The organism is Duganella sp. SG902, assembly GCF_013376005.1.
Lineage (GTDB): Bacteria > Pseudomonadota > Gammaproteobacteria > Burkholderiales > Burkholderiaceae_D > Rugamonas.
This window is the reverse complement of sequence record NZ_JABMJK010000001.1, coordinates 363,774-379,641: the sequence shown is the minus strand read 5'-3', so window position 1 is coordinate 379,641 and position 15,868 is coordinate 363,774. Positions and strand designations below refer to the sequence as shown.

Here is a 15,868-nt window from a genome sequence, read left to right as displayed (position 1 = left end):
TCTCCATGAGTATTCGTCATCTTGACCGTTTGTTCCAACCACGCTCGGTGGCCGTGATCGGCGCGTCGGACAATCCGCAGCGCATCGGCACGCGCGTGCTGGCCAACCTGCTGGACGGCGAATTCACGCGGGATGGCGGCAAGGTCTGGCCGGTCAATCCCAAGCACGACACCTTGCGCGGCCTGCCGTGCCACGCGCGCGTGAGCGCGTTGCCGGCTCCGGCCGACCTGGCCGTCATTTGCACACCGCCCGCCACCGTGGCGGGGTTGATCAGTGAACTGGGACAGAACGGCACCAAAGCCGCCATCGTCATGACCGCCGATCCCGGACCCGGCGGCGGCCGCGGCCTGCGCCAGGCGATGCTGGACGCGGCCAAGCCGCACCTGCTGCGCATCCTCGGCGCCGGCAGCGTCGGGCTGCAATCGCCGTCGCTGGGATTGAACGCCAGCTTCACGCAAATGGCGGCGGGCGGCGGACGACTGGCTTTCGTCTCGCAATCCGGCGCGCTGGCGACGGCGGTGCTGGACTGGGCCGGGCAGCGCGGCATCGGCTTCTCACGCTTTGTCGCCATGGGCGATGGCGTGGACGTCGACTTTGGCGACCTGCTCGACTATCTGGCGGCCGACGCCGAGACCGAGGCCATCCTGCTCTGCATAGAGCACGTCAGCGGCGCCCGCAAGTTCATGTCGGCCGGCCGGCTGGCGGCGCGCGGCAAGCCGGTCATCGTGCTGAAAGTCGGGCGCGACGCGGCGCCCGGCGCGGACCTGGTGTTCGATGCGGCGATCCGCCGCGCTGGCATGCTGCGCGTGTACTCGACCGAGGATTTGTTCGACGCGGTGGAAACGCTGGCGCGCCAGCGTCCGCAGCGCGGCGAGCGGCTGGCGGTGCTGACCAATGGCGGCGGCCTGGGGCTGATCGCCGCCGACGCGCTGGCCTGCAGCGGCGCGCAACTGGCGCCGCTGTCGCCCGAAACCCTGAAACGGCTGGCGCAAGCCGGCGCGCCGCAAGCCAACCCGCTCGACTTCCTGGCCGACGCGCCGGTCGAGCACTACGCCATCGCTGTCGAGGCGCTGCTGCGCGAACCGCAGGCCGACGCCTTGCTGTTCCTGCACGCGCCCACCGCCATGGTGGCCAGCGATTTGATCGCCACCGCCGTCGCGCCCTTAATGCGGGCGGCGAACAAGAATGTGCTGTCCTGCTGGCTGGGCGGTGGTTCGGTGGCGCAGGCGCGCCGCGTGTTCGCCGACGCCGGCCTGCCGACCTACGACACGCCGGAGAAAGCCGTCAACGGCTTCCTGCAAATCGCCCAGTACCGCCGCAATCAGGAACTGCTGATGGAAGTGCCGGCCGGGGTGCCCGCCACCAGCGCCGGCGAGCGTTCAGCGGCGCGCGCGCTGGTGCAGGCGGCGCTTAACGCCGGCCGCGGCGATCTGTCCGACACCGATGCGCGCGCGCTGATGGCGGCGTACGGCCTGGCGCTCGCTACGCCGCAGCAGGCCGCGCTGACCGGCGCCACGCTGGCGGCCGCGCGCATCCAGATCGGTCACGATCCTGTGTTCGGGCCGGTGGTGTTTTTCGGCCAGGGCGGCATCGCCGCCGATGTCGCGGCCGACCGCGCCGCCGGCCTGCCGCCGCTGAACATGGCGCTGGCGCGTGACATGGTGAGCCGCACGCGCGTCTCGCGCCTGCTGGCGCAAAGCCAGACCCCGGCCGACGCCGAGGCGCTGATCCGCACGCTGGTGCAGGTGGCCGACATGGTGGCCGACCTGCCGGAGCTGGTCGAACTCGATCTCAATCCGTTGCTGGCGATCGGCGGCGGCGTGGTGGCGCTGGGCGCGCGCATGCAGCTGGCCAAGGCCCGCGCGCGCCGCGCCGAGCTGGCGATCCGCCCATATCCGCAGGAACTGGAGGAGCGCGTGGACTGGGGCGGTGGGCAAATCCTGCTGCGTCCGATCCGGCCGGAGGATGGCGCCCAGCATCAGGCCTTCTTCAGTGCACTCAACGCGGACGACGTCCGCCTGCGGTTTTTCACCGCCATGCGCGAACTGCCGCCGGCCCAGCTGGCGCGCCTGACGCAGATCGATTACGACCGCGCCATGGCCTTCATCGCCACGCGTCCCAACGCCAATGGACAGGCGGAAACGCTGGGCGTGGTGCGCGCGGTGACCGATCCCGACAATCAGTCCGCTGAATTTGCCATCATCGTGCGTTCCGATTTGAAAGGGCGGGGACTGGGCTACATCCTGTTCCAGAAACTGGTCGATTATTTCCGCGCGCGCGGCACGCGCGAGATCGTTGGCGACGCCTTGTCGGAAAACGGCGGCGTGCAAAAACTGATACGCCAATTCGGCGGCGTGGTATTGCCGCATCCGGAAGCGGGAATGGTGCGTTTACAACTGCCTTTGCGATAGCATTCGCGGAACGCTTGTTATATATTCTTATTAACGGCGCGGGGGCGGGTTTGTGCTAAGTCAAAGCGTCGCTGTCGGGAATCTTTACACTTTTACTTCCACCCTACAAGCCTTGGGAGTCAGAAGAATGTTGACCGCCACATATACTTTGGTAGCACTGTCTGTCGAACAATCCAGCGTTCGTTTGAGTTTGCTATCGTTTCAGAAGTATATGCGCAGCACGCTCATGCAGCAGAACCGCATGACCCTGTCGCAGCTGGAATACGCCTGCGAGAACCTCAATACCCTGTACCAGGCCTGCCATTGGCGCAAGACCGAGATGTACCTGATCCCGGCGCTGCGCGACGCCACCGAGCGCGCCGACCAGCTGCTGGATGAGCTCAACCGTTTGAACCAGTCCGCGCTGATGTCGATCCGCCTGCTGCAGGACAAGCTGGGCGCGCTGGCCGATGTGCGTGACGAACAGGTGAGCGAGGTGTGCGAAAGCATCGACACCTTCTGCTCGGCGTTGCTCAAGCGGCTGGAAAAGGAGGAGCAGGAACTGTTCGCGCTGGCGCGCAATTCCATCGCCGGCGAAACCTGGTTCTCGATCGCCAATCAGTTGATGATGCACGACAAGCACCTCGATGAAATGAAGCGCTCCGGCCTGCCGCCCGCCGAAGCGGCGCAAGTGACCGCGCGCCGCCGCGCGCTGCCGGGCGGCACGGTCGATGACGGCCAGATCTCCATTCCCGGCTTGCAGGTGCTGCCCGTGGTCGGGCTGGACGACGTGCCGGCGCCGCCGGTTCCCCGGTCCACGCGGCAGTCGTCGCGGGACGATGTCATTATGAAATAACCACCCCGTAGCGCACTCGCAGGGCAAATTCCTCCTGCTTTGCTATGATGGTGGTTTTAGCCATCACCATAGCGCACCATGTTTGATTTCCTCTTTAAGCGTGCAACCGAAACTTCGGCCGTTCCGCCGTCGCCCGCGGCCGAGCCGCAGCAGGACGCGGCCGCCAGCCGCCGGGACGAGCAGGCGCGCCGCGCCGCCGCCCTGAATGGCAACGAGGCGGCTGCGGTCGCACTGATACTGGAGAGTGAATTCGCCGGCGTGCGCCAGGCCGCCGCTGAACACGTGCACTCGCAAGCCGCGCTGGAGCAGGTGCTGCAGGCGGTGCGCAACACCGACCGTCGCGTCGCCAAGCTGATGCAGGGCCGCCTGGACGCCATCCGCTACCAGCAAGCCGAGCAGCAAAAAGCACAGGCGTGCCTGGATCTGGCGCAACGCTTGTTGCAGGATGAGAAGCTGACCCCCAACCAGGTCGCCGAGCTGGACCGCCAATGGCAGATCGTCTCCGAGGTGCCATCCCTGGCGGAACAATATGCCAGCGCCCGCGCGTCGCTGGCCGCGCGGCTGGAGGCGCAGGTCAATTTGCAGCGCACCATCATCGACGCCATGGCGGCGGTGCGCAAGCTGCCGCAGGCGGGCCTGCCGGCCGAGGAGGCCCTGCAGGCGCTGGAGCGCCACGCGGCGCAACAAAACGTCTATCAGGAAGCGCCGGAACATAACGCCTTGCCGCGCCACTTGCTGAGCGATTTCGCCCAGGCGATCGAGCAAACGCGCGCGGCACTGACGGCGCCGCCGAAGCCGGCGGCGGCCGAGCCGGCGGCCGATGCGGCCCCGCGCGCCGGCGAGCCCGGCAGCGCGGCGGAGGCGGGCGGAGCGGTGGTGGCGGGCGAGGCCGCCGCGTCCAAGCCAGCCAAGCCCGCCGAGCGCAAGCAGCCCAAGCCGGCGCCAAAAGAGGTCGACAAGAAATTCCTGGAAACGCTGGAAGCGCTGGAAGCCGCGCTCGAACATGGCCAGCTGCACGTCGCCGCCGAGCACGACAAGTGGCTGCGCGAACACAAAACCCGCCTGAGCCCGGCGCAAACCGAGCACCTGAACCACGTCCGCGCCGAACTCAAGCGCCTGGGCGACTGGGCGCGCTGGGGCGGCAACGTCTCGCGCGAGGAACTGGTCAAGGCGGTGGAGGAACTGCCCGGCCAGAAGCTGGCCATGAGCGAGCTGGCCAAGAAGGTCGGCAGCATGCGCGACCGCTGGAAACAGCTGGACGCGGTCTCCGGCCATGCCCCCAAGTCGCTGTGGGAACGCTTCGACGCCGCCTGCACCAGCGCCTACGCGCCGGCCGCCGCCCACTTCAAGCATCTGGCCGACGAGCGCCACGCCAACGCCGCCAAGGCGCAAGCGCTGATCGCGGAAACGCAGGCGCTGGCCGAATCGGTCGCGGCGGGCGGCGCCGACCTCAAGAACGTGGCCGCCGCCGGCCAGCGTCTGCGCCAGATGTGGGGCCGTCTCGGCACCATCGACCGCAAGGAGAAGCGCAAGCTCGACCAGACCTTCGACAAGGTGCTGGCCACCATGCTGGCGCCGCTGTCCGAGCAGCGCAAGGTCGAGGCCGCCAAGCGCGAGGAACTGATCACCGAGGCCGAGGCGCTGGACCCGTCCGACCGTCACACGCTGGACAAGCTGCGCCGCCTGCAGGAACGCTGGCAGGAGCAGGCCAAGGCCCTGCCGCTGGAGCGCAAGACCGAGCAGGCGCTGTGGCTGCGTTTCCGCGCCGCCTGCGACGTCATCTTCGCCAAGCGCAAGGAAAGCGCCCACGCCGCCGACCACGAGCGCAAGGCCCATTTGCACGCGCGCGAAGCCATCTGCAAGGAACTGGAGGAAGCCACCTTCAGCGGCGACGACAAGGCCCAGCTGGCCGCCATCGCCAAGGCGCTTAAGGACGCGGCTGCGGCCTGGCACGCCAGCGGCACCGTGCCGCGCGCGGCCGAGGCGCGCATCAACCAGCGTTATCACAACGCGGTGGGTAAGGTGCAGGCGCAGGCGGACGCCATCAAGCGCCGCGCCGGCGCCGCCCAGGCCAACGCGCTGCGCGACAAGCTGCGCCTGTGCCAGGGGCTGGAAAACGCCATCGGCAAGCAGGACGAGAGCATCGACGCCGCCGAATGGCAAGCCAAATGGGCCGCGTTGCCGTCGCTGGGAAATGATTACGAACGCACGCTGCAAGGCCGCTTCAACGCCGCGCTGGGCGCGCTCGACGGCAAGCGCGGCGCCTACGCACAGGAGCTGGAGCGCAACCGCGCCAAGCTGCTGGATGAGGTGCTGCGGCTGGAGATCGTGGCCGGCGTCGACAGCGGCGCCGAGTTCGCGCGCGATCGTCTCAAGATGCAGGTGGAGGTACTGCAATCGTCGCTGAAATCCGGCCAGAAGCCGCAATCGGCCACCGCCGCCTATTTGCAGCTGTGCGCCATGCCGGCCCTGGCCGACGCCCGTACCGCCAGCCGCATCGAGCAGTTGTTCCGCCGCATCGGCGCCTCGGAGCGTGCATGAGCTTGAATGAAGTGCGGATACAGACCGAGGATTTCGATCTGTCCGCGGAAGTGGCCCAGCTGCGCGCCGGCCACCCCAAGGTTGGCGGCGTGGTCACCTTCGTCGGCACGGTGCGCGACCTGAACGAGGGCGCGACGGTGTCGGAAATGGAGCTGGAGCACTACCCCGGCATGACCGAGCAGTCCATCAGTGACATTATTGACAAGGCGAAACAGCGCTGGCCGATTTTCAGCGCGCTGGTGATCCACCGCGTCGGCCCGCTCAAGCCCAAGGATCAGATCGTGCTGGTGGCGGTCACCTCGGCGCACCGGGGCGAGGCGTTCGCCGCCAGCGAGTTCATTATTGACTATTTGAAAACGGAAGCCCCGTTCTGGAAGAAGGAGCAGACGCCCGCCGGCGCGCGCTGGGTCGACGCCCGCGTTAGCGATGACGCGGCCTTGAATAAGTGGAAGTAGCTCCTATGTAAACGATAAGTTAAATCTATCGGAGCAACACCATGCGTCAGGACAAACTCACCACCAAACTCCAGGAAGCCCTGTCGGACTCGCAGAGTCTGGCCGTGGGCAACGACAACCCCTACATCGAGCCCGTGCACCTGCTGACGGCCCTGTTGAACCAGGACGACGGCAGCGCGCGTTCCCTGCTGCAACGCGCAGGCGTCAACGTCGGCGGCCTCAGCAAGGCGCTGACCGGCGCCATCGAGCGTCTGCCGAAAGTCTCCGGTACCGGTGGCAACGTGCAAGCCGGCCGCGAGCTGGTGGCAGTGCTCAATCTTGCCGACAAGGAGGCGCAGAAGCGCGTCGACCAGTTCATTTCCAGCGAAATGGTGCTGCTGGCGCTGACCGAGGACAAGTCGGACGCCGGCACGCTGGCGCGCGAAAACGGCCTGACCCGCAAGTCGCTGGAAGCGGCCATCGACGCCGTGCGCGGCGGCGCCAAGGTGGATTCGCAGGAGGCCGAAGGCCAACGCGAAGCCCTGAAAAAATACACCCTCGACCTGACCGAGCGCGCCCGCCAGGGCAAGCTGGACCCGGTGATCGGCCGCGACGATGAAATCCGCCGCGCGATTCAGGTGCTGCAGCGCCGTTCCAAGAACAATCCGGTGCTGATCGGTGAACCGGGCGTGGGCAAGACCGCCATCGTGGAAGGCCTGGCGCAGCGCATCGTCAACAACGAGGTGCCGGATTCGCTCAAGGGCAAGCGCGTGTTGGCGCTGGACATGGCCGCGCTGATCGCCGGCGCCAAGTATCGCGGCGAGTTCGAGGAACGCCTGAAAGCCGTGCTGAAGGAACTGGCCATGGACGAGGGCCAGACCATCGTCTTCATCGACGAGATGCACACCATGGTGGGCGCCGGCAAGGCCGATGGCGCCATGGACGCCGGCAACATGCTGAAGCCGGCGCTGGCGCGCGGCGAGCTGCATTGCGTTGGCGCCACCACGCTGGACGAGTACCGCAAGTACATCGAGAAGGATGCCGCGCTGGAGCGCCGCTTCCAGAAGATCCTGGTCGACGAGCCGACCGTGGAGGCCACCATCGCCATCCTGCGCGGCTTGCAGGATAAATACGAGCTGCACCACCAGGTGGCCATCTCGGACGCCGCCATCATCGCGGCGGCGGAATTGTCGCACCGCTACATAACCGACCGCTTCCTGCCCGACAAGGCGATCGACCTGATCGACGAGGCTGCCGCCAAGATCAAGATCGAGATCGATTCCAAGCCGGAAGTCATGGACAAGCTGGAGCGCCGCCTGATCCAGCTGAAGATTGAGAAGGAAGCCGTCAAGAAGGAGAAGGACGAGGGCTCGCGCAAGCGCCTGGATCTGATCGACGAGGAAATCACGCGCCTGACGCGCGAGCTCAACGACTTCGAGGAAATCCTCAAGGCCGAAAAATCGGTGGTGCAGGGCAGTTCCCACATCAAGGAAGAGATCGACCGCATCAAGCAGCAGATGGAGCAGGCCACGCGCGAGAGCAACTGGCAGCGCGTGTCGGAACTGCAGTACGGCCGTCTGCCCGAACTCGAGGCCCAGCTCAAGCAGGCCGAGAAGGCCACGGCCGCGGCCGGCGGCGGCGACGCCTCCAAGCCCAAGCTGCTGCGCACCGAAGTCGGCGCCGAGGAAATCGCCGAGGTGGTGTCGCGCGCGACCGGCATCCCGGTTTCCCGCATGATGCAGGGCGAGCGCGAGAAGCTGCTCCACATCGAGGACAAGCTGCACGAACGCGTGGTGGGCCAGGACGAGGCGATCAACGCCGTGGCCGACGCCATCCGCCGTTCGCGCGCCGGTCTGGCCGATCCGAATCGCCCTTACGGCTCCTTCCTGTTCCTGGGGCCGACCGGGGTGGGCAAGACCGAGCTGACCAAGGCGCTGGCCGGCTTCCTGTTCGACACGGAGGAATCGCTGATCCGTATCGACATGAGCGAGTTCATGGAGAAGCATTCGGTGGCCCGCCTGATCGGCGCGCCGCCGGGCTACGTCGGCTATGACGAGGGCGGCTACCTGACCGAGGCCGTGCGCCGCAAGCCGTACAGCGTGATCCTGCTGGACGAGGTGGAAAAGGCCCACCCGGACGTGTTCAACGTGCTGCTGCAGGCGCTGGACGACGGCCGCATGACCGATGGCCAGGGCCGCACGGTGGATTTCAAGAACACCGTCATCATCATGACCTCGAACCTCGGTTCGCATAAGATCCAGTCGATGGAGGATTCGGATCCGGGCGTGGTCAAGCTGGCGGTGATGGCCGAGGTGCGCACGCACTTCCGTCCGGAATTCATCAACCGGATCGACGAGATTGTGGTGTTCCACGGCCTGGATGAGAAGAACATCGGCGCGATCGCCCGCATCCAGCTGGCGACGCTGGAGCAACGCCTGGGCAAGCTGGAAATCGGCCTGAGCGTGACCGACGCGGCGCTGCACAAGATCGCCGAGGCGGGCTACGATCCGGTGTATGGCGCGCGGCCACTGAAGCGCGCGATCCAGCAGCAGATCGAGAATCCGCTGTCCAAGCTGATGTTGCAAGGGAAGTTCGGGCCGAAGGACACCGTCCACGTGGATGTGGCCAACGGCGAACTGGTGTTTGCCTGAGCCGGCGTCACTCCCGCGTCGGCGGGAGTCCATGCTCAGCATGGATTCCCGCCTGCGCGGGAATGACGTCAGTGGAGGACGATGCGGTTGCGACCGTCGCGCTTGGCGCGGTACAGGGCATCGTCCGCCCGTTTCAGCACTTCCTCATACGAGGTGTCGCCCACGGTCATCTCGCTCAGGCCGCCGCTGATGGTGGCGCCTTTCCCCAGCGTGCCCAGGTCCAGCAAGCCTTCCGCGATCTTCAGCCGTAGCCGCTCCGAAATCGTCAACGCGTGGCCGGCGCCGGTGTGCGGCATCAGCACCACGAATTCATCGCCGCCCAGGCGGGCCGGGAAGTCGGCCGCGCGCAATTCGCGCCGGCACACTTCGGCCGTGACCGTGATCGCCTTGTCGCCCACCAGGTGGCCGTACTCGTCGTTGATGCCCTTGAAGTGGTCGATGTCGAAGATCAGCACCGAGGTGGGCGTCTTGTAGCGCGCGAACAGCTCGAAATGCTCGGTCAGGCCGCTCATCAGCTTGCGCCGGTTGGGCAGGCCGGTCAGCGCGTCGGTTTCGCTCTGCATGCGCAGCAGCGCTTCCAGCTTCTTGCTGGCGGTGATGTTACTAGCCACCCACAGCACCGCGTCCTCGCCCATCACCTGGTATTCCAGCGGCTGCACCCGGCCCTCAAACCAGATCGGGTCCAGCGGCCCGGGGCCGCCCACGCCCTTGACGTCGTCCGCCGCCAGCGGATATTCCACCACATGCAAGCCGCGCGAGGCCAGCGCCATGGCGATCTGCGATTCGAACCACGCGGCTTTTTCCGCGCTCAGCACGTCCGAGATGTATTTGCCCACCAGGCTGCTGCCGTCGTGGTAATAGCGGCTGTCGGCGCCGCCAAACAGGGCGGCATAGCGGCCGCTGCGCGTCAGAATGAATGCAGGGTCCGGCAGCGCCGACAGCAGCGCCGCGATTTGCTCGCCCGAGAACAGAGACAGATCCGCCATTCGATATCTTTTTTGTAATTGATAAGTGTCCACTAATGTACCGTACTTTTCTCCAAGCAAACGTTATCGGCACAAAAAATGAAAACTTGACGAAGAATTATTGTTGTTATTTAAAGAAGCTCGACGGCGAGCAGCCGAAGCTCTTGCGGAACATGGCCGAGAACGCCGACTGGCTGGCGTAGCCCAGTTCGGCCGCCACCTGCGACAGCGGCACGCCGCGCGCGATCAGGGGCGCCGCGTGCGCCAGCCGCACCTGCTGGCGCCAGTGGCCGAAGCCCATGCCCAGCTCGCGTTCGAACAGGCGGCTGAGGGTGCGCTCCGAGGCGCCCACCTGCGCGGCCCAATCGGCCAGTGTGAATTCGGCGCCGGGAGCGGCCATCAAAGCATCGCACAGGGCTTTCAGACGTTTGTCGCTGGGCAGGGGCACATGCATGGGGTGCTCGGCACAGCGGGGAATTTCGTCCAGGATCATCTCGATCAACAGCAGCTCGCGCCGCGACCGTTGCTGGCGGTCGAGCTTTTCCAGCGCCGCCAGCAGTTCGCGCAGCAGGCCGGACAGCTCCAGCACCTTGCATTCCGGGCCGGGGAAGGGCGCGCGCCCGGCGTACACCCGCATTGGCCGCAAGAGGCTGTCTTCCAGCACCGTCACACTGTGCACCACGCCGCCCGGTATCCACACCGCGCGCTGTGGCGGCACGATCCAGCTGCTGTTATTGGCTTCCACTCGGATGACGCCATGCACGGCGTAGGTGAGCTGTCCCCATTCGTGGTGGTGCGGCTCGAGCATTACCGTGGCCCGCAGGTCGCAGCCGGCCAGGGTGATGGGCAGTGCGGCCGTCGGGGCGGGCAGCTTGCGGTCGGGGCGCTTCTGGCTGGCTTGAGAAATGGACATGGCGTAAACGCGATAAATGTTGTCGCTCTATCTTAAATCAGACGGCGGCAAATTGCTTAGACTTCAGCAAACAACATGGAGAGAGCGGCATGAATGACAAGACTTTGCTGCGCCAGGACGCCCGCGTGATTACGCTGGTCGGGCTGGCGCATGGTACTTCGCACTTTTATCACGTGATCCTGGCGGCGCTGATCCCGTGGCTGAAGCCGGAATTCGGCCTCAGCTATTCTCAGCTGGGCTTGCTGATGACGATCTTTTTCGTGGTGTCCGGCGTCGGCCAGGCCATGGCCGGCTTCGTGGTCGACCGGCTGGGCGCGCGCACCGTGCTGTTCAGCGGGATCGCGCTGCTGGGGCTGTCGGCGGTGCTGCTGTCAAGCGCGCACAGCTATGTGCAGCTGATGCTGGGCGCCTTCCTGGCCGGCTGCGGCAACAGCGTGTTCCACCCGGCCGACTACACCTTGCTCAATCAGCGCGTGTCCAAGGCGCGGCTGGCGCACGGGTTCTCGGTGCACGGCATCAGCGGCAATATCGGCTGGGCCATGTCGCCGCTGTTCCTGACCTTCGTGGCCGGCCGCGCCGGCTGGCGCGTCGCCTTGCTGGCGGCTTCGGGCGTGGCCTTCGCGGTGCTGGCGCTGCTGGTCCTGAACCGCTACGCCTTGCGGCCCGAACCGGTCGCCGTGCCGGTGGCCGGCAAGCAGGGGGCGGCCGGGGGCAGCGCTTTCGGCTTCCTCAAGCTGAAGGTGGTGTGGCTGTGCTTTGCCTTCTTCCTGATTTCCGCCATCGCGCTGGCCGGCATCCAGACCTTCGCCGCCACCAGCCTGGTCAGCCTGTACGGGATGTCGCTGGCGACCGCCACCTCGGCCTACACCTGCTTCATGTTCGCCTCGGCGGCCGGCATGGTGTACGGCGGTTTCCTGGGCGCGGGCAGCCGCAACCATGACCGCATCATCATGATCGCGTTCGGCACGGCTGCCGTGCTGGCGCTGGTGCTGGCGGCGGCCGTGGTGCCGGCCTGGATGGCGGTGGTGCTGATGGGCTTGATCGGCCTGGTGACCGGCATCTCCGGCCCGTCACGCGATCTGATGATACGCGGCGCGGCGCCGGCCAACGCCACCGGCCGCGTGTTTGGCGTCGTGTATTCCGGCCTGGACAGCGGCCTGGCGCTGGGCGCCATGCTGTTCGGCGTGCTGATGGACGCGCACCAGCCGGCCGGCGTGTTCGTGGGGATCGGCCTGTTCCAGGCGCTGGTGATCCTGACCGCGCTGGGCGTCGGCAGCAACAGCCGCATGGCCGCGATGCCCAAAACCGCATAGAATAAAGTCCATCTTAATAACTATGCAAGAGGACCGCGATGAGCTTTGCCACCACCGATTTATGCGACGACAACGCCAACCTGCTGGATGACGGCCGGCTGGCGGTGCTGCCGCCCGTGTTTCGCCACTACGGCCAGCGCGTGCGCTTTTCCGGCCGCGTCTCGACGCTGAAGGTGCATGAGGATAACGCGCTGGTGCGCGCCACGCTGGAAACGCCCGGCGACGGCAACGTGCTGGTGGTCGATGGCGGCGGCAGCCTGCGCCGCGCGCTGGTCGGCGGCCAGCTGGGCTTGCTGGCTCAGGACAACGGCTGGGCCGGCATCATCGTGGACGGCTGCATCCGCGACACCGATGAGATCAACGCCTGCGACATCGGCGTGCGCGCGCTGGGCGCGCATCCGCAGAAGAGCGCCAAGAAGGGCGTGGGCGAGCGCAACGTGCGCGTGCACATCGCCGGCGTGCCGGTCAGCCCGGGCGACTGGGTGTACGCCGATGCCGACGGGGTGTTGATCGCACAGCAGAAACTGGCTTGATGCATGTTGCGCCGCCGGTTTTTCATCATGCGAGAGATATGTTTCACATCGTGAGAAATGATGCGGTAACGCAGCATCAAAATCTTCCATGCTGAGAAATATCTTTCCGTATCATGGAAAACATCAATTAACTAATTGATTTTTATCAAAATTAATTTGCTTATGTGTCTTATAGAAGACCATTGGTGCGCGGCACAAAAGGTTCTATTATTTGTCTAACGGCTTTTCGCTTTTGACCGTCTTGATGAATAGGAGAACCCCATGGCAACCCGTGAACAGCAAATCGCAGAACTGCAAAAAGACTGGGACACCAATCCGCGCTGGAAGGGCGTCACCCGCACCTACACCGCTGAAGACGTGGTGCGCCTGCGCGGTTCGATCAAGATCGAGCACACCCTGGCCCAGCGCGGGGCCGAGAAGCTGTGGAACCTGGTGAACAACGAGCCCTTCGTCAACGCGCTGGGCGCGCTGACCGGCAATCAGGCCATGCAACAGGTGAAGGCCGGCCTGAAAGCCATCTACCTGTCGGGCTGGCAAGTGGCCGGCGACGCCAACCTGGCCGGCGAAATGTACCCCGACCAGTCGCTGTACCCGGCCAACTCGGTGCCGATGGTGGTTCGCCGCATCAACAACACCTTCCAGCGCGCCGACCAGATCCAGTGGTCGGAAGGCAAGGACGACATCGACTTCTTCGCCCCGATCGTGGCCGACGCCGAAGCCGGCTTCGGCGGCGTGCTGAACGCCTACGAGCTGATGAAATCCATGATCGAGGCGGGCGCCGCCGGCGTGCACTTCGAAGACCAGCTGGCCTCGGTCAAGAAATGCGGCCACATGGGCGGCAAGGTGCTGGTGCCTACCCGCGAAGCGGTGGAAAAACTGACCGCCGCCCGCCTGGCGGCCGACGTGATGGGCACCTCGACCCTGGTGATCGCCCGTACCGACGCCGAGGCCGCCGACCTGCTGACCTCGGACGTGGACGCCAACGACCAGCCATTCTGCACCGGCGAGCGCACCGTGGAAGGCTTCTACAAGGTCCGCAACGGCCTGGAGCAGTCGATCTCGCGCGCCCTGGCTTACGCGCCGTACGCCGACCTGGTGTGGTGCGAAACCGGCAAGCCGGACCTGGCCTTCGCCAAGCAGTTCGCGGAAGCCGTGCACGCCAGGTTCCCGGGCAAGATGCTGGCCTATAACTGCTCGCCATCGTTCAACTGGAAGAAAAACCTGGACGACGCCACCATCGCCAGGTTCCAGAAAGAACTGGGCGCCATGGGCTACAAGTTCCAGTTCATCACGCTGGCCGGCTTCCACTCGCTGAACTACGGCATGTTCAACCTGGCGCACGGCTATGCGCGCCGCCAGATGTCGGCCTTCGTGGAACTGCAGGAAGCGGAATTCGCCGCAGCGGAAAAGGGCTTCACCGCCGTCAAGCACCAGCGCGAGGTCGGCACCGGCTACTTCGACGCCGTGACCCAGACCATCCAGAACGGCCAGTCGTCGACCACCGCGCTGCACGGTTCGACCGAAGACGAGCAATTCTTCGAGGCCAAGAAAGTGGCGTAACGATAAAAGGGAGTGAGATGGCGCGGGCGGGCGACACTTGCCCGCGCCAGAAGCGGCAGCGACACAATCGCTGCCGCTTTGCCGTTTACGGCTGCTGATGCTGTTGCAGGTGGCGGCGCAGGCGCTGCTGGAATTCCTCGACGTCATCGACCGTGCTGAGGTCGTCGTCAACGTCGATCATGTGGGTGGCATGACCGGGCGCGAACGACACCGTCGCCTCCACGCCATCCTTCTTCTCCGACAGGTTGTGGCCCTGTACGGCGCCCAGCACGTTGCCGTGCACGTCCGTTACGATGGTCATTTTCATGACATTCCTCCGCCTTGCAGATTGTGGAAGCAGCCGCCGACACCCTGGTTGTGGATGGCGACGAAGTACGTTGCGTTGCCGTTGTTGTCCTTGCGCTTGCGTTGCTGGTCGGCCAGGTGGACGGCGCCCTGGTTGGGCGTCTTCACGTCAGCCGAAGCGAACTGGGTGCCGTGGTCGGCGCCGTAGGTGTAGCTCCAGAACGCGGTTTGACCGGGCGCCAGGAAGGTCAGCGGCCCTACGTTGTTAAAAGCCATAATCTCCTCCATGAAAGAACGCCACGCTCGCGGATGCGCGCGCGGCAGTTCCATCTTAGTCAGCTTGCTTGCGCGCGCTTTGATGCAAACGAGGTGAGCGCTTTTTTGGTGGCGCGGGCGTTCTGAGGGATAATGTCGGATTGAATCAATCAGGATCACCAGCTTATGTTCTCTTACCGCCACGCCTTCCACGCGGGTAACCACGCCGACGTGCTCAAGCACTTCATCACCATCCAGTTGCTGCAGTACCTGAACCAGAAAGATGTGGCCTACAGCTACATCGACACGCATTCGGGCGCCGGCGTCTACGAGCTCGATGGCGCGTTCGCCTCCAAGAATGCCGAGTACGACACCGGCATCGGCAAGCTGTGGAACCTGACGGAGATGCCGGCGCCGGTCCAGGAATACGTCGACCTGGTGCGCGCCATGAACCCCAGCGGCAAGATGCGCTTCTACCCCGGCTCGCCGTACATCGCCGAGCGGGTGGCGCGCGAGCAGGACCGCCTGCGCCTGTTCGAGATGCACCCGGCCGACGCCAAGCTGCTGGCCGATAACTTCCGCAAGCTGGAGGAGCACGCGGCGGCCCAGGGCATCCGTTCCACCGTGCGCGGCAAGCGCGTGATCGTCAACCGCAGCGACGGTTTCGCCTCGCTGAAAGCGCTGCTGCCGCCGCCGTCGCGCCGCGCGCTGGTGCTGATCGACCCGCCGTACGAGGACAAGCAGGACTACAAAAAGACCAAGGACGCGCTGGCCGAGGCGCTGGGGCGCTTCCCGACCGGCACCTACGCGGTCTGGTATCCGCTGCTGCAGCGCATGGAATCGCGCCAGTTCGCGGACAAGCTGAAGCAGCTGCCGGCCGCCACCTGGCTGAACGTGGTGCTGACCATCAAGAAGCCGATGCCGGACGGGATCGGCGGCCTGCACAGCAGCGGCATGTTCATCCTGAACCCGCCTTACACGCTGGAGCCGATGCTGAAACAGGTGATGCCGTGGCTGGTGAAGGCGCTGGGCGTGGACAGCGGCGCGCGCTTTACGCTCGAGAGCGGCACCCAGGCGACGGCTGGACGCAACACTGGCGAGCGCCGCCCTCCTGTTCGGCAGAAAAATATTGTCAAGACTACATAAACGGGTATAGGCTGGTGTCAAGCAGA

The 15,868-nt window shown here is 65.6% G+C and carries 13 protein-coding genes; 9 read left to right on the top strand and 4 right to left on the bottom strand.

The window, feature by feature from the left end:
* The first annotated feature begins 5 nt into the window (after positions 1-5).
* The 5 genes from FHW83_RS01580 (at position 6) to clpB (ending at position 8,872) form a co-directional block, all read left to right on the top strand.
* Entirely contained in the window at positions 6-2,411 is a 2,406-nt protein-coding gene (locus tag FHW83_RS01580) for a bifunctional acetate--CoA ligase family protein/GNAT family N-acetyltransferase (RefSeq protein WP_176644611.1), read from the top strand.
* 211 nt (positions 2,412-2,622) lie between these two features.
* Positions 2,623-3,246, top strand: a complete 624-nt coding sequence (locus FHW83_RS01575; protein WP_229223972.1) for a hypothetical protein — start codon at positions 2,623-2,625, stop codon at positions 3,244-3,246.
* 78 nt (positions 3,247-3,324) lie between these two features.
* Positions 3,325-5,787, top strand: a complete 2,463-nt coding sequence (locus FHW83_RS01570) for a DUF349 domain-containing protein (protein ID WP_176644609.1) — start codon at positions 3,325-3,327, stop codon at positions 5,785-5,787.
* Entirely contained in the window at positions 5,784-6,242 is a 459-nt protein-coding gene (gene moaE / locus FHW83_RS01565) for a molybdopterin synthase catalytic subunit MoaE (protein ID WP_176644608.1), read from the top strand. Before FHW83_RS01570 ends, moaE begins: the two co-directional genes overlap by 4 nt.
* 41 nt (positions 6,243-6,283) lie before the next feature.
* Positions 6,284-8,872 (top strand): ATP-dependent chaperone ClpB, encoded by a 2,589-nt coding sequence (gene clpB, locus FHW83_RS01560; protein WP_176644607.1) that lies wholly within the window; start codon positions 6,284-6,286, stop codon positions 8,870-8,872.
* Positions 8,873-8,940: 68 nt separating this feature from the next.
* On the opposite strand, the gene FHW83_RS01555 is transcribed toward clpB, so the two are convergent.
* Together FHW83_RS01555 and FHW83_RS01550 are read right to left on the bottom strand one after the other, a co-directional pair.
* On the bottom strand, positions 8,941-9,858 hold the full coding sequence (locus FHW83_RS01555; RefSeq protein WP_176644606.1) for a sensor domain-containing diguanylate cyclase: 918 nt from the start codon (positions 9,856-9,858) through the stop codon (positions 8,941-8,943).
* 106 nt (positions 9,859-9,964) lie between these two features.
* Complete coding sequence (locus tag FHW83_RS01550; protein ID WP_176644605.1) at positions 9,965-10,750, bottom strand: helix-turn-helix domain-containing protein; 786 nt, start codon at positions 10,748-10,750, stop codon at positions 9,965-9,967.
* Positions 10,751-10,839: 89 nt separating this feature from the next.
* On the opposite strand from FHW83_RS01550, the gene FHW83_RS01545 reads away from it, so the two are divergent.
* From FHW83_RS01545 to aceA, 3 genes are all read left to right on the top strand, one after another.
* Entirely contained in the window at positions 10,840-12,063 is a 1,224-nt protein-coding gene (locus FHW83_RS01545) for an MFS transporter (RefSeq protein WP_176644604.1), read from the top strand.
* A 38-nt stretch (positions 12,064-12,101) separates the two neighbouring features.
* A complete protein-coding gene (rraA, locus tag FHW83_RS01540; protein ID WP_176644603.1) occupies positions 12,102-12,596 on the top strand; it encodes a ribonuclease E activity regulator RraA in 495 nt (164 codons plus the stop codon).
* Positions 12,597-12,857: 261 nt separating this feature from the next.
* Positions 12,858-14,156: an isocitrate lyase gene (gene aceA / locus FHW83_RS01535; protein WP_176644602.1), complete on the top strand. Its 1,299-nt coding sequence runs from the start codon at positions 12,858-12,860 to the stop codon at positions 14,154-14,156.
* Positions 14,157-14,241: 85 nt separating this feature from the next.
* Here the strand turns inward: aceA and FHW83_RS01530 are convergent, their stop codons facing one another.
* Positions 14,242-14,463, bottom strand: coding sequence for a hypothetical protein (locus FHW83_RS01530; RefSeq protein WP_176644601.1), 222 nt, complete (start codon positions 14,461-14,463; stop codon positions 14,242-14,244).
* Complete coding sequence (locus FHW83_RS01525; RefSeq protein ID WP_135202499.1) at positions 14,460-14,717, bottom strand: hypothetical protein; 258 nt, start codon at positions 14,715-14,717, stop codon at positions 14,460-14,462. The genes FHW83_RS01530 and FHW83_RS01525 overlap by 4 nt, the downstream gene beginning before the upstream one ends.
* A 165-nt stretch (positions 14,718-14,882) precedes the next feature.
* Between FHW83_RS01525 and FHW83_RS01520 the strand changes: the two genes are divergently transcribed.
* A complete protein-coding gene (locus FHW83_RS01520; protein WP_176644600.1) occupies positions 14,883-15,842 on the top strand; it encodes a 23S rRNA (adenine(2030)-N(6))-methyltransferase RlmJ in 960 nt (319 codons plus the stop codon).
* Positions 15,843-15,868 lie beyond the last annotated feature (26 nt).

Coding starts and splice junctions, on each gene's coding strand:
- FHW83_RS01580 (WP_176644611.1), top strand. CDS start 6: ATGAGTATTCGTCATCTTGACCGTTTGTTCCAACCACGCTCGGTGGCC.
- FHW83_RS01575 (WP_229223972.1), top strand. CDS start 2,623: ATGCGCAGCACGCTCATGCAGCAGAACCGCATGACCCTGTCGCAGCTG.
- FHW83_RS01570 (WP_176644609.1), top strand. CDS start 3,325: ATGTTTGATTTCCTCTTTAAGCGTGCAACCGAAACTTCGGCCGTTCCG.
- moaE (WP_176644608.1), top strand. CDS start 5,784: ATGAGCTTGAATGAAGTGCGGATACAGACCGAGGATTTCGATCTGTCC.
- clpB (WP_176644607.1), top strand. CDS start 6,284: ATGCGTCAGGACAAACTCACCACCAAACTCCAGGAAGCCCTGTCGGAC.
- FHW83_RS01555 (WP_176644606.1), bottom strand. CDS start 9,858: ATGGCGGATCTGTCTCTGTTCTCGGGCGAGCAAATCGCGGCGCTGCTG.
- FHW83_RS01550 (WP_176644605.1), bottom strand. CDS start 10,750: ATGTCCATTTCTCAAGCCAGCCAGAAGCGCCCCGACCGCAAGCTGCCC.
- FHW83_RS01545 (WP_176644604.1), top strand. CDS start 10,840: ATGAATGACAAGACTTTGCTGCGCCAGGACGCCCGCGTGATTACGCTG.
- rraA (WP_176644603.1), top strand. CDS start 12,102: ATGAGCTTTGCCACCACCGATTTATGCGACGACAACGCCAACCTGCTG.
- aceA (WP_176644602.1), top strand. CDS start 12,858: ATGGCAACCCGTGAACAGCAAATCGCAGAACTGCAAAAAGACTGGGAC.
- FHW83_RS01530 (WP_176644601.1), bottom strand. CDS start 14,463: ATGAAAATGACCATCGTAACGGACGTGCACGGCAACGTGCTGGGCGCC.
- FHW83_RS01525 (WP_135202499.1), bottom strand. CDS start 14,717: ATGGCTTTTAACAACGTAGGGCCGCTGACCTTCCTGGCGCCCGGTCAA.
- FHW83_RS01520 (WP_176644600.1), top strand. CDS start 14,883: ATGTTCTCTTACCGCCACGCCTTCCACGCGGGTAACCACGCCGACGTG.